At 60.2% G+C, this 13,306-nt stretch carries 14 protein-coding genes; 10 read left to right on the forward strand and 4 right to left on the reverse strand.

The window, feature by feature from the left end:
* Positions 1–126: 126 nt before the first annotated feature.
* The 5 genes from ACW5XC_RS13960 (at position 127) to ACW5XC_RS13980 (ending at position 4,295) form a co-directional block, all read left to right on the forward strand.
* Positions 127–792: a GntR family transcriptional regulator gene (locus ACW5XC_RS13960; protein ID WP_005340138.1), complete on the forward strand. Its 666-nt coding sequence runs from the start codon at positions 127–129 to the stop codon at positions 790–792.
* Between the two features lie 33 nt (positions 793–825).
* Positions 826–2,628 (forward strand): aminopeptidase P family protein, encoded by a 1,803-nt coding sequence (locus tag ACW5XC_RS13965; RefSeq protein WP_042052604.1) that lies wholly within the window; start codon positions 826–828, stop codon positions 2,626–2,628.
* A gap of 86 nt (positions 2,629–2,714) precedes the next feature.
* A complete protein-coding gene (locus ACW5XC_RS13970) occupies positions 2,715–3,119 on the forward strand; it encodes a nitrous oxide-stimulated promoter family protein (RefSeq protein ID WP_042052624.1) in 405 nt (134 codons plus the stop codon).
* Between the two features lie 113 nt (positions 3,120–3,232).
* Positions 3,233–3,730, forward strand: coding sequence for a GNAT family N-acetyltransferase (locus ACW5XC_RS13975; RefSeq protein ID WP_042052623.1), 498 nt, complete (start codon positions 3,233–3,235; stop codon positions 3,728–3,730).
* A 97-nt stretch (positions 3,731–3,827) separates the two neighbouring features.
* Entirely contained in the window at positions 3,828–4,295 is a 468-nt protein-coding gene (locus ACW5XC_RS13980; protein WP_005340126.1) for an outer membrane lipoprotein, read from the forward strand.
* Positions 4,296–4,377: 82 nt separating this feature from the next.
* On the opposite strand, the gene amt is transcribed toward ACW5XC_RS13980, so the two are convergent.
* Entirely contained in the window at positions 4,378–5,805 is a 1,428-nt protein-coding gene (amt, locus tag ACW5XC_RS13985) for an ammonium transporter (RefSeq protein ID WP_042052603.1), read from the reverse strand.
* Positions 5,806–6,310: 505 nt separating this feature from the next.
* Here amt and ACW5XC_RS13990 point away from each other — a divergent pair.
* Positions 6,311–7,234, forward strand: coding sequence for a GGDEF domain-containing protein (locus ACW5XC_RS13990; RefSeq protein ID WP_042052602.1), 924 nt, complete (start codon positions 6,311–6,313; stop codon positions 7,232–7,234).
* 89 nt (positions 7,235–7,323) lie between these two features.
* On the opposite strand, the gene ACW5XC_RS13995 is transcribed toward ACW5XC_RS13990, so the two are convergent.
* Positions 7,324–7,944, reverse strand: coding sequence for an outer membrane beta-barrel protein (locus ACW5XC_RS13995; RefSeq protein WP_042052621.1), 621 nt, complete (start codon positions 7,942–7,944; stop codon positions 7,324–7,326).
* A gap of 251 nt (positions 7,945–8,195) precedes the next feature.
* Here ACW5XC_RS13995 and ACW5XC_RS14000 point away from each other — a divergent pair, with 251 nt between their 5' ends.
* Positions 8,196–8,834 carry an exopolysaccharide biosynthesis protein gene (locus ACW5XC_RS14000; RefSeq protein ID WP_040067711.1) on the forward strand — a complete coding sequence of 213 codons (639 nt, stop codon included), beginning with the start codon at positions 8,196–8,198 and terminating at the stop codon, positions 8,832–8,834.
* 66 nt (positions 8,835–8,900) lie between these two features.
* Here ACW5XC_RS14000 and ACW5XC_RS14005 read toward each other — a convergent pair whose 3' ends face one another.
* Together ACW5XC_RS14005 and ACW5XC_RS14010 are read right to left on the reverse strand one after the other, a co-directional pair.
* Positions 8,901–10,175: an amino acid permease gene (locus tag ACW5XC_RS14005; protein WP_042052601.1), complete on the reverse strand. Its 1,275-nt coding sequence runs from the start codon at positions 10,173–10,175 to the stop codon at positions 8,901–8,903.
* Positions 10,176–10,646: 471 nt separating this feature from the next.
* Positions 10,647–11,537, reverse strand: a complete 891-nt coding sequence (locus ACW5XC_RS14010; RefSeq protein ID WP_042052599.1) for a sensor domain-containing diguanylate cyclase — start codon at positions 11,535–11,537, stop codon at positions 10,647–10,649.
* A 349-nt stretch (positions 11,538–11,886) separates the two neighbouring features.
* Between ACW5XC_RS14010 and ACW5XC_RS14015 the strand changes: the two genes are divergently transcribed.
* From ACW5XC_RS14015 to ACW5XC_RS14025, 3 genes are read left to right on the forward strand one after another with little or no spacing between them, the layout of a single operon-like run.
* On the forward strand, positions 11,887–12,204 hold the full coding sequence (locus ACW5XC_RS14015) for a DUF6968 family protein (protein ID WP_042052598.1): 318 nt from the start codon (positions 11,887–11,889) through the stop codon (positions 12,202–12,204).
* Between the two features lie 23 nt (positions 12,205–12,227).
* Entirely contained in the window at positions 12,228–12,863 is a 636-nt protein-coding gene (locus tag ACW5XC_RS14020; RefSeq protein WP_042052597.1) for a Vat family streptogramin A O-acetyltransferase, read from the forward strand.
* Positions 12,864–12,889: 26 nt separating this feature from the next.
* On the forward strand, positions 12,890–13,303 hold the full coding sequence (locus ACW5XC_RS14025) for a GNAT family N-acetyltransferase (RefSeq protein ID WP_042052595.1): 414 nt from the start codon (positions 12,890–12,892) through the stop codon (positions 13,301–13,303).
* Positions 13,304–13,306 lie beyond the last annotated feature (3 nt).

Below are 13,306 nucleotides of genomic sequence, written 5' to 3' on the forward strand. Positions count from 1 at the left end.
AGCCCCGAACGCCGCCATCGCCCCCGTTAAAGGGGCCAAAACCTTGCCTTTGCCCATTGTGACAGGTTAGATTCAGCCAAACTTTATACAATATACAATTCTGTAACGCCCAATCGTGACCCGACCATGACCCCACCCTACAAGACCCGAACCCAGATGGTGATGGAAAACCTCCGTGGCCGGATCCTCCGTGGGGAGTTCCCCGCTGGCGCCCCCTTGCGTCAGGATGCCATTGCCAAAGAGCTGGCCGTGAGCCGCATCCCGGTGCGCGAAGCCCTGATGCAGCTGGAAGCGCAGGGGCTGGTGAAGTTCGAAGCCCATCGCGGCGCCGTGGTCACCATGCTGGACGCCTCGGCCATTGAAGAGCTCTTTTATTTGCGAGCGCTGCTGGAAGCCGATACCCTGTTTCACGCCGTCGACAAGATGACGGAAGCCACCTTCGCACAAGCGGAGGCGATCCTCGCCCAGTTTGATCACGCCCTGGAGTCAGGCACCCAGATCGAACATTGGGCCGAGTTGAACCACAGCTTTCACGCCACCCTCTATCAGGCAGCCGGTCGCCCCCAGGCACTTGAACTGATCGCCCAGATCAATCTGAGCTGTGACCGCTATGTCCGCTTCGAGCTGCTGTTTGCCAGCGACGGGGTGGACAAGGCGGAGCGTGAACACGCCCAATTGCTGGAACTGTGCCGCGCCCGGCGCAAGCACGAGGCGGTGGTGCTGCTCAGGCAGCATATCGAAGCAGCGGGTCAGTCGATCAAGCGGATCCTGGCCAGCGGCCATAAAAACTGAACACTCATATAGCAACCATCTGGCACTAACGACATGAATAATTTCGAGATAATTGAAACCCGCGTCGCCCAAGTCAGGGCCGAGCTGGCCATGCAGGAGTTGGACGCCTTTATCGTCCCCCACGATGATGAGCACCTCGGCGAGTACATCCCCGCCTATGCCGAGCGGCTTGACTGGATCACCGGTTTCAACGGCTCTGCCGGGGTCGCCATCATCATGGCCCAGCGGGCAGCCCTCTTTGTCGATGGTCGCTATACGGTGCAGGCGCGGATGCAAACCCCCGCCGAACTGTTCGAATTCCTCCACCTCATTGAAAATCCTCATGTGCAGTGGCTGGCCGAGCAGCTGCCGTCAGGCTCCCGGGTTGGCTTCGATGCCCGCCTGCACAGCCTGACCTGGTACAAGAATGCCAAAGCGGTGCTGGCCGAGCGCGGTATCGAGCTGATCCGCGTCGAGCAGAACCCCATCGACCTGAACTGGAGCGATCGCCCGGAGCCGACCAAGAGCCCGGTCATCCTCTACAGCGAGGAGCTGGCGGGCCAGTCCAGCCAGTCCAAACGTGAACAGCTGGCGGCCGACCTGCGCAAGCGCGGGCTGGATGCCGTTCTGCTGACCCAGGCCGAGCCCATCAACTGGCTGCTCAACCTGCGCGGCCGCGATATCGACCGGTTGCCGGTGGTGCTGGGTTTTGCGGTGCTCTACGCCAACACCAGCATGGATTTCTTCGTCGATACCGACAAAATTGACTGCTTCGCCTTTACCCAACACGTTGGGCAGGATGTCTCCGTCTACCCCATCGACAAGCTGGGCGACGTGTTGCAGCGCATCGGTGAAGATCAGCAGAAGGTGCTGGCCGATCCGGACAGCGCCAACGCCTGGACCCAGCTCGTCATGGAAGAGGCGGGCGCCATTCTGGTGGCAGGGCAAGACCCCACCATGCTGCCGAAAGCGTGCAAGAACGAGATCGAGCTGACCGGCATGCGTGCAGCTCACCTGCGTGATGGCGTGGCCATGACCCGCTTCCTCGCCTGGCTGGATCGGCTGGTCGCCTCCGGCGAGTTCGAGGGGGTGGACGAAGGCACCCTGGCCGATCAGGTGGAAGCGTTCCGCCGCGAGCAGGAGCACTACGTCGAGCCGAGCTTTGATACCATCTCCGCGCTCGGCCCCAACGCCGCCATGTGCCACTACCACCATACCAACGGCACCCCGCGTGCATTTGGTCAGGACAGCCTCTATCTGCTGGACTCCGGCGCACAGTATATGGATGGCACCACCGACATCACCCGCACCATCAAGGTGGGTGAGGTGAGCGACGAGCAGAAAGCGATGTTTACCCGGGTACTGCAGGGCCATATCGCGCTGGATCAGGCCCGCTTCCCCCGTGGCACCGCCGGCATCCAGCTCGACGTGCTGGCCCGCATGCCGCTGTGGCAGGCCGGTTACAACTACGACCACGGCACCGGCCACGGCGTCGGCCACTTCCTGAGTGTCCACGAAGGGCCCCAGCGCATCGCGCCGAAAGGGAGCATGGTTGCCCTGCAACCGGGCATGGTGCTCTCCAACGAGCCGGGCTACTACCGTGAAGATGGCTTTGGCATCCGTTGCGAAAACCTGGTAGTCGTGACCGAGCTGGAACAGGTTGGCGAGCTGCCGATGCTGGGCTTCGAGCGGCTGACCTACGTGCCGTTCGATACCCGCCTGATCGACCGCAGCCTACTGAGCCCGGCCGAATTCCGCTGGATCAACGAATACCATGTCGAGGTGTTACGCCGCCTGAGCCCGCTGCTCGAGGGCGAAGATCTCGCCTGGCTGGAGCAGGCAACCAGCCTCATCTGATGACACAGGGCCTGCGGGCCCTGTTTTTTATCCCCCTTTTGACCTGTATCAACACCCAAAGCGAGCAGGTCAGGAGAATGGCGGCCATGAAAAGTCATCATGCCAGCCCAGCCCGGGGCTCACACGCCGCAGCCAGCAAAAAGGCGAGTGACCACCCCAGACTCATGCGCGAGCAGCAGACGGTCAGCGCCATGATCCGCCTCTACTGCCAGCACCATCATCAGGATCCCCATTGCCGCCACTGTCGCCAGTTGCGGGAGTTCGCCCATCAGCGCCTTCGTCGCTGCCGTTATGGCCACGGCCACAAACCCACCTGTGCCAACTGCAATATCCACTGCTACGCCCCGGCGATGCGCAAACAGATCCAGCAGGTGATGAAGTGGAGCGGCCCGCGCATGTTGCTGCGCCACCCCTGGCTCACCCTCCGCCACCTGCTCGACGGCTTTCGCAAGGCTCCCAAACTGCCCCAGAGCCGCCCCCTGCCGCCATAACCGCCAATCCCTTGCATCCGGCAGGGGATGACCACTACCCTATGACTCCTTTTTTTGCCGTTGACCCCAAGGTCAGCGGTATTGCCGATCCGTTTGCTGCCGATGGAGTCCTGATGCACCACAACCCGCCCCTGCTACGCACTGCTACCCACAATGACATGCACGCCATCTGGCAGATCGATGCCAAGGTGTTTGGCGAAGATGTCTATCCCGCCTTCTTCTTCCGTCAGGCGATGGATTTGTGGCCCGAGTTGTTGCTGGTGGCCGAATACGAGGAGCAGCTGGTGGGGTATGTACTGGGGGGATTCGGTCAGGAGCGGTCGCAAGGCTGGGTGCTCTCGCTGGCGGTGCTGCCCGAGGCGCGCGGTTTTGGTCTGGCCGAGCGAATGATGCGCCAGATGGAGGCCAACCAGCAGGCGCTGCAGATCAGCGAACTGCGGCTCACGGTCGATCCGGCCAATCCGGCCCAGCGCCTCTACTACCGGCTCGGTTACACATTGCAGGCGGAAGTAGCCGACTATTTCGGCCCCGGAGAAGACCGTCTGCTGCTGGTTAAAACCCTCTCCGGTACAGCTGCGATTCAAGGACAAAACCGGTTACAGAACGCATAATTGGTTACATTTTGCCGATTTCATGTGTGACGGGGTTGGAGTAAAGTTCACTCATCAACCGGATTGTTCAAATTACGTACAGCCCAGGAGGCCCACCATGTTGAAGCGTATGACCCTTATTGCCCTGCTGGCAGCAACCACCATCACCGGATGCGCCAACAGTGACGTTTACTCTGGCGATGTTTACACCAAAGACCGCGCCAAACAGGTGCAGACCGTCAGCTACGGCACCATCATCTCCACCCGCCCGGTGAAGATCCAGGCCGATGAGAACTCCCTGATTGGCACCATTGGCGGCGCCGTGGTCGGTGGCCTGCTGGGCAGCACAGTCGGTGGTGGCACCGGACGCGACATCGCAGCCGCAGGCGGCGCCATCGCCGGTGCAGCGGCAGGCAACGCCATCGGCAACAAGATGAATCAGGTCGACGGCGTCGAGCTGGAGATCAAGAAAGAGAACGGCGAAGCCATCGTGGTCGTGCAGAAAGCCAGCCCCACCTTCACCCCGGGTGCTCGCGTGCGCATGACCCAGGGTAACGGCAGCATCAACGTGGCCGTCGTGAATTAAGCGTGTGAATTCAGGTTTCGTCACGCTCGAGCCATAAAAAAACCGCCGACCCCGGCGGTTTTTTGTTGTCTGGCATTCGGGATTACATGCTGTAAGCCTTCTCGCCGTGGGAGGTGACATCCAGCCCTTCCCGCTCGGCATCGCCATTCACCCGCAGACCCACCAGCATGTCGACCGCCTTGAAGGCAATCGCCGCCACGACACCGGACCAGAGCAGGGTGACACCGACCCCGATGGCCTGGATCTTCACCTGAGTCAGAATGGAGTAACCCTCGGCAACCTGATTGGTGACATAGTCCCACACCCCGGTGCCGCCCAGATCCGGGCTGGCAAAAACGCCGGTCAGCAGGGCACCGAGAATGCCGCACACTCCGTGCAAGCCAAACACATCGAGACTGTCATCGGCCCCCAGCAAACGCTTGAGACCGTGGACACCCCACAGACCCGCCACGCCACTGATAAGGCCCATCACCAGACCACCACCCACACCGACGAAACCCGCTGCCGGGGTGATCACCACCAGACCGGACACCGCACCAGAGGCGGCCCCCAGCAGGGAGGGACGTCCCTTCATCACCCACTCGGCCAGCGTCCATGACAGAGCGGCCGCAGCCGGCGCCACCCAGGTGTTGATAAAGGCGAGCGCGGCGATACCATTGGCTTCCAGCGCGGAGCCCGCGTTGAAACCGAACCAGCCGAACCAGAGCAGGGAGGCACCGATCATGGTCATGGTCAGGCTGTGGGGGGTCATGGGATCACGACCGTAGCCCAGACGCTTGCCCACCAGATAGGCACCCACCAGACCCGCCACGGCGGCGTTGATGTGCACCACTGTGCCGCCTGCAAAATCCAGCGCACCATGCTGGAACAGATAACCGGCCGTTGCAGTCGCTGTGGCCGCAGCCTCGGCGCTGGTATAGGCATCCGGACCCGCCCAGTACCACACCATGTGAGCCAGCGGGATATAGGCGAAGGTGAACCAGATCACCGAGAAGAGCAGCACGGCAGCAAACTTGATGCGCTCGGCGAACGCCCCCACGATAAGGCCGCAGGTGATGGCGGCAAAGGCCCCCTGGAACACCACATAGATCAGCTCGCTGATCCCGACACCCTTGCTGAAGGTGGCGGCGATGGAGTCAGGGGTCACCCCCTTGAGCAGCACCTTGCTGAAGGAGCCGTAGAAATTGCCCCCCTCGGTAAAGGCCAGCGAATAACCGTAGATCACCCAGAGCACGCAGATGAGGCAGAACAGGGTAAAGACCTGCATCAGCACGCTCAGCATGTTTTTGGCCCGCACCAGACCACCGTAGAAGAGGGCCAGACCGGGGATCGACATCAGGATCACCAGCGCCGCCGAGAGCAGCATCCAGGTGTTGTCACCCTTGTTGATTGTCATGGCGGCAACCGGCGCCACCGCCGCCTGTACCTGAGCGACCTCTTCGGCCCAACTTGGGGTAACCAGCAAGGCAGGCAACATCGTCAGACCCGCCATCATCCATTTTTTGACCATAGAGCACTCTCCTTCCCTGTCGTACCGGTACAAGACCGGCTCCGTTTCCCTGATTGAATCTGTGGCGAACCGCAAAGTATTGCTGCAACCCGCCAGAATCACACCCGCGCCCGGCACGGGGATGTCTCTTGCCACTTCCTCATCACTGCGTCTGCCGTCGATGACCGCAAGAGACCGTCTGACATATAAAAAGCATAAAACGGGCCACAAATTTAAATCCTTTTAAATCATTGCATTAGTAAGATCACGCATCATCAACGCACCAATTTGGCGCATGAGCTGCGCTAACCTGTCCAGGGTCGCCCTGTCACAGGGCAGGCGATACTTCACGCACCAGAAGTGCGCAAACCCTGAGCCAGCCCACAAGCTGACGTCATCGATATCGCGCGCTGCGGGCCCGCTCGTTTACACTGACAGACCAGCCGTTTCCTGTTATCCGACCACGGCATGCCATTACGCAGCCTCTTGTTTGCAACCTGATGGCAGTCCCAATCCGAGGAACACCATGCAGTTCGATCGTCTCGACATCAGCCTCTCCCACTACCGTCATCTCGACCGGGAGCATCGCGCCCACATCGCGCTGCTGGGGATAGTGATGCTGGCCATCATGACCCTTCATCTGTTGCTGCTGCCCCACTTCCCCTACGAGCGCTTTTACGCCGTCAGCTTTGGCTTCGAGGTGATCAACTGGCTCACCATGCTGTTCCTGTTCTGGGTGGTGCAGTGCGCCCACCTGCCCACCCATACCTACCGCATGCTCTCCTGCGGTCTGATGTTGTGGATCATGGGGGCCACCGCCGACATCATGGATGAGCTGGTGGCACAGCCACTCTGGCTCGCCATCTATGCCGAGGATCTGCTGCGCTCCAGCGGCATCCTGCTCAGCAGCATCGGTATCCTGAGCACCATGCACCACCTCTTCCACATCAATACCCAGCTCAGACAGCAGGCGCTGTTCGACGATCTGACCCGGCTGCCAAACCGGCGCTACTTTCATCAGCAGCTGTTTCTGGAACAAGGGATTTGCCACGCTCTCATCCTGCTGGATCTGGATCACTTCAAGGTGATCAATGACAACTACGGCCACGATATCGGGGATCGGGTGTTGCAGCAGTTTGGCGAGCTGTTGCAACAGCACTGCCCGCCCGGTGCGCTGGCGGCCCGTGTCGGGGGTGAAGAGTTTGCCCTGCTGCTGCCCGTCGCCCACGAAGCCGAGCTGCAGCAACTGGCCAACACCCTGCTCACTGCGACCCGCACCATAGCCCCCGACCCGACCCATACCATGACGGTCAGCCTGGGAGTGGGGATCCGCGAGCCCAAGGAACCGGCAGTCTCGCTGTTCAAACGGGTGGATCAGGCGCTTTATGGCGCCAAGGAGGCGGGCAGAAACTGCGCGGTATGGGCGACGCCGACTAATAAAGAGGCGTGAAGAGCTGCCGATTGATTGCCGATCACGGCGGAAGATTGCTGATGATACAGGGGCCCAGGGGCCCCTGTATCATGGGGAAAATCCCCCGTCTAAAAGCGGAAGGTAAGACCGATATTGGCCTGCCACTGGGTTACCAGCTCCCCGCGCACCTTGAACACGCACTGCTCCGGGTTGCAGAGAAACTGGTTGTTGTCGTTGACCAGCGCACCATAGCCGCGCACCTCGGCCCGCAAGGCCAGATGCTCGGCGAGGCGCGGTTGCACCCCGAGCGCCAGCGACATGGAAGGAGTCACCTCGCTGTCGTAGGCGGCAAAGCGGGTCACCCCGATCCCGGCGCCGATGTAGGGCGCCATCAGGTTGTCAGAGAGGGTCAGCGCACCGGCAAAGTGCAAAGTATCCACCCTCAGGCGATCCGGCTGATCGGGAGAGAGGGTGGTGGACTGATGGCTGTAGAGCAGCTCAATCATGCCGGGATCATCCACCTCCTTGCTGATAAAGAAGCCCCAGCTGCCGGAGCTCTGCCCCTGCAGTGAATCAAACGATGCAGAAAGCGGCACCGGCTGCACCTCATCGCTCTTCTCGAAGTCGATGGCTGAGCTGTAGCCAAAAAATGGCGTCACCTGCCAACCGGATGTGGTCGCGGCCTCGCTACTCCAGGCCTGCCCCAGTGGCAGCAACAGCCCCATCATCACTATCCTGACTCTCTTCATCATCATCCCCTGCTCCCTGTGTGATTGTGCAGAAAGCATACCAGAGGCGTCCTAGGCCCATCCTAAACGGCGGCTGTACCGGCTCACTTTCATCGCGGGATTTCCCTCTCGCCGGAACCTCTGCCGAGCCGCCCCACTGGCGCCGCTATGCGCCCCTGCCACCATTCATCGACGGTTAACCTCTGCCACGTATGCTGGCGCCAAATCGGGTCATCGGGGCCCGTTATCACCACTCAGAAGGACATCAGGGAATGGTTGCCGCGCAACTCAACGACCCCAAAACTACCCTTGCGGATACCCTGCGGGCCACCGCGCATGCCATCGACGAGAGTCACATCAGCCTGCGCCAGATGCTGGAGCTGGTGGGCGAACAGGGCATGCTGCTGTTTTGCGTGCTGCTCACCGTCCCCTTTCTGCTGCCGGTCTCCATTCCCGGGGTCAGCACCCCGTTTGGCCTGTTGATCCTCTTTATCGGGATCGGCATCACCCTCAATCGGGTGCCCTGGCTGCCCGCCATGCTGATGGAGCGCCGCTTCGCTGCCGACCAGCTCAAGCCGACCCTTCACAAGGGAGCGGATCTGCTGGCCCGGGTCGATCGCGTTATCCGCCCACGCCTGCTGGTGCTGACCGGCAGCAACACGGTCAACCGCTGCAACGGCCTGCTGATCATGCTGGCCGCCCTGCTGCTGATGCTGCCCCTGGGCGCCATCCCGTTCACCAACGCCATGCCTGCCTGGGCCATCCTGCTGCTGGCCACCGGCATGTTGCAGCGGGACGGTCTGTTCGTCGCCAGCGGCTATCTGCTGGTAAGCGCAACCCTGGTCTGGTTCAGCGTGCTGGCCATCGGCTTGCTGATGGCGGGCCAGAGCGCCAGCGGCCTGCTCGGCTAACCCCGATGCACAGAAAAAGGGCGACCAGATGGTCGCCCTTTTTGATTTGTGCGGGATACCGCCCGGTCAAAGCAGATCGTAGATAAGGGCCGAGATGGCAAGCAGCCCCATCACCAACACAAAAAGGGTACTCGGCCCGCGATAACGCTTGAGTACGGGCAAGCGATAGATAGAGCAGGCCGGCAGCAGAAACAGGATCACCGCGATCAGCGGGCCGCTGACGCGCTCGATGATGTCGAGCACGTTGGGGTTCAGATAGGTGATGACGGCGGTCACCATAAACAGGATCACCGATGACACCCGGGCGATGGTCGACTCCTTGAGGGAGAGCCCCAGCCCCTGACAGGCACCGCTCACCATGCTCACCGTCCCCTCGCTCACCCCCATGGAGGTGCCGAGGAAGGATTTGGACATGGCCAGAATGGCGATGAGTGGCCCCACATAGGCGATCAGCGGGTTGGAGAACTTGTTCGCCAACGCCGACAGCACCGAGATATTGTCGGTGCGGGCCAGCGCCATCTCTGCCTGACTCAGACTCATCACGCAGCTCACCACGAAAAAGAGCACGCTGCCGCAAATCAGCATGCTGCTGTACTTGATGATCCGCTTGGCGCGCAGGTCAGCACTCTCCTGACAACGCTTTTTCTGCGCCGCGCTGAAGGAAGAAATAATGGGCGCATGGCTGAAGGAGAAGACCATCACCGGCACGATCAGCCAGAGGGATTTCCAGAACGCCGGATCACGCCAGTCCACCGCCTGACTCTCGCTGAAATAGGAGAGGCTCCACTGGGGCAGCAGATAGATGGAGAGGCCAATCAGAAAGGCGACCATCGGTAGCGCCAGCACGCTGATGGCCGACACTACGATCTGTTTGCCGGCCAGCAGCACCAGATGCAGGCCCAGCATCACCCCCAGCACCAGCAAGCCGCGCGGCAGCTCGGCATCCCCCAGCTGGTGAACAACGAAGCTCTGGATCGCGTTGGTGATGGAGATGCTGTAGACCAGAATGATGGGGTAGAAGGCCATCAGATAGATCAGCATCAGCAGCTTGCCCGCCTTGGCACCGAAGTGCTCCTCCACCACATGGGTGATATCCCCTTCCCGATGGGAGCTGGAGAGCACAAAGCGGCTCAATGCCCGGTGGGAATAATAAGAGAGCGGAAAAGCCAGCAATAAAATAAATAGCAAAATAACCGGGGAATTACTGCCAACAGTAATAGGAAGAAATAACGTACCGGCACCGACAGCAGTGGCATATAGGCCCATGGTCCATACCGAATCGCTTTTCTCCCATTTCAATTTTGAAACAGGGTTACTCTTTTCAGCAATAGAAACACTCATTGCAATATATACCTTATTAATCTGTCATCATTATTTTTATTGGCCCGAATAACAGGCTGGAGATATGTCGTTGCATATCACCCGGCACATGAAAAAACAACGCCGCCAGCGGCCAACAGGGCCACCGGAGAGAAACGGAGCTGCCACGCTACCATCGTTGAAATCGCTATCCGGGTCAAGGTTAATAATTCATGACTGTTTGAATCGGAATGTTTCAAAAGACAACAGGATGTATCACATTCGTCACCCAAAACCAGATTCACGCCTGTTTGATAACATACCGATAAAACCTCATGCTGTTGCCCAACAGCACAAATAAGACCAGCGATCAGGCCGATAATATTAACACCTTAAGCTGTGGAATATGAGTTAAATAATACGGCCAACTTTTCTACTAATTGACAGTGATGTCAGCCAATTTATTCAGGGTAAAAGCGCAGGCTATTTCCCACAGCGACCGGAGCGGCACTTTCAACCTGCCGAGCAGTGCGCCACCCGGTTGCGCCCTGCCCGCTTGGCCCGATAGAGCCACTCGTCGGCCCGGGCCAGCGCCTGATTGATCTCCTCCTCCGGCTGCACCAGGGTTGTGCCCAAGCTGACCGTGATGGCGACCGGATCGGCAGGCAGCGCTTCGACCGCGGCACGGATCTGCTCCGCCATCTGCAGCAAACCGGCTTCATCGATCCGCGGCAGCAGGATCAGAAACTCCTCGCCACCGCTGCGCACAAAGAGGTCATCCGCCCGCAACAGGGCATCGATACAACTACTGAAGCGCTGCAAGGCCCGATCTCCCTGCTGGTGGCCGTAACGATCGTTGATCTGCTTGAAGTGATCGATGTCGAGCATGATAAGACCGCAGGGCGCATCTCCTGCCCGCAACGGCTGGCAGTGCTCGAAGAAGAAACGGCGGTTATGGAGGCCAGTCAGCTGGTCGGTTTCACTCTGGCGCAGCAGTCGCTGCTGCAACTCGTACTGGCGGGTGATATTGCGGGTCACCCAGGCCACCGCCCGCTTGCCATCATAGAGGGATGGCAGCGGCGCAATCTTGCCCTCAAAACGCTGTATCCCTTGCGGCCCGGCGGCGGCATTGATCCCCCCCACCTCGGCTGCTGAGAGCTCATACTCCACCACCCGCACCTGACCGCTCGCCAGCGACTCGGCTACCTGCGCCTTGACCCACATGGCCATCTCGGGTGGCAGCACATCGGCCAGCTGCTTGCCCGCCAGCGGATTGCCGTCGTGATAGGATTGCTGCTCCATGCCGCCGATATATTCCACGTAATAGCCATCTTCACTGAGGATAAAGACGGGATCTGGCAGCTGGGCCATCACTTCATAAAGCTGGGTTACCGAAAGCGCCACGGAGACTCCTGTACTTCAACGTCAAACAGGGGGGAGATATTCTGCCTCAAGAGGACTCACGCGCCCTCACCGGCAGCGCAGAAAAATCTGCGGCCACAGCCAACAATCCTTTACATCTAGCAGCCTGCCAGCCTCTCGGCCACCACCTGTGGCCAGCGCGTTGCAACTCCCGCCACTGCGCTCGCTCACAGTAGCGAAAGCCCCCTCACCCGGTCACGCATATCCCATTGTTTCAACTCACAAGTTCATTTACGCTGGCCGTCCTGAGTCCAGTTTTCACCTCATCAGCCATCAGGAACGCCAGCCGCCCGCAACCGCAGGGGCTGTACCACGGAAAAGGAATCGCCAGATGAAAAACGCCATCGTTACCGCCCGCTTCGACGCTATCAGCACCGAAGGGGAACAGCTCGTCCTCAAAATCGCCATCAAGGCCCCCGAGCCGGATCCCAAGTCCGCCAGCGGTGACTGGCGCTGCAAGGTGAAGCTGGAGGGGCTGAGCGACAAGACCTTTATCTACGGCATCGACAGCCTGCAGGCCCTGAGCCTCGCCATCAAGTTTGTCGAAACCGAACTGCGCGCTTTCTCCGATGCGGGCTGGCAATTCTATCTGCCAGGCTGCCCCGATCACCCCATCGACATGAGCGCCTGCTACTTCCCGGCGCTCTAGCCCGGTCACTCCAAGGAGACCAGATGCACGGACCCGATCCCGCCAATCCCCACCCCATGAACGGCTTCCCTCAGGTGTGCTTTATCAAGAACACCGTCAAGGGGCTCAATATCGAGGTGGGTGACTACACCTATTACGACGACCCGGAAGATTCGGCGGGCTTCGAGCGCAACGTCCTCTACCACTTCCCCTTCATCGGCGACAAGCTCATCATCGGCAAGTTCTGCGCCATCGCCCGCGGGGTGAAGTTCATCATGAACGGCGCCAACCACCAGACCTCCGGCTTCTCCACCTACCCCTTCTTTATCTTCGGCAACGGCTGGGAGCATGCCGCACCCGCCCCGGGCAGCCTCCCCTACAAGGGCGACACCGTCATCGGCAACGATGTCTGGATTGGCTATGACGCCCTGATCATGCCGGGAGTAAAAGTCGGCAACGGCGCCATTATCGCCGCCCGCTCCGTGGTCACCGGTGACGTGCCCGCCTACGCCGTGGTCGGCGGCAACCCCGCCAAGGTGATCCGCTACCGCTTCGACGACGACACCATCGCCCGTCTCAACGCCATCGCCTGGTGGGACTGGCCGGTGGAGCAGATCAGCCGCAACCTGCCGCTTATCAGCGGCGGCGAGATAGCCGCGCTGGAAGCGGCAACCCGTTAGAGACAACCACTCAAGCAGGAAGCACTATGCAACTCACACCACCCCAACCGCCTCAGGATGATGAGATCGAAGCGCTGCGCATTGGTCTCTCTGGCTTCAACACGGGTCACGCCGGCACCCATCTGCGCGAGCGGATCGCCAGCTTTATCAAGGATAAAGAGGGCAAGGTACACGGCGGCATCATCGCCGACATCAAGTGGGGCTGGCTGCACGTCGACTGGCTCTGGATCGACGAAAGCATCCGCCGCGATGGCTGGGGCGGCCGCCTGCTCGGCGCCATGGAGCAGTACGCCCAAAGCAAGGGCATCAGCAACTACCATCTGGAAACCACCAGTTTTCAGGCTCTCCCCTTCTATCAGAAGCAGGGTTACGAAGTCTTTGGCCAGCTGCCCGATATGCCGCCGGGGCATATCAGTTACTTTCTGAAAAAGCAGTCATAAGCC

It is taken from the genome of Aeromonas sp. 25-AL00135 (assembly GCF_054052385.1).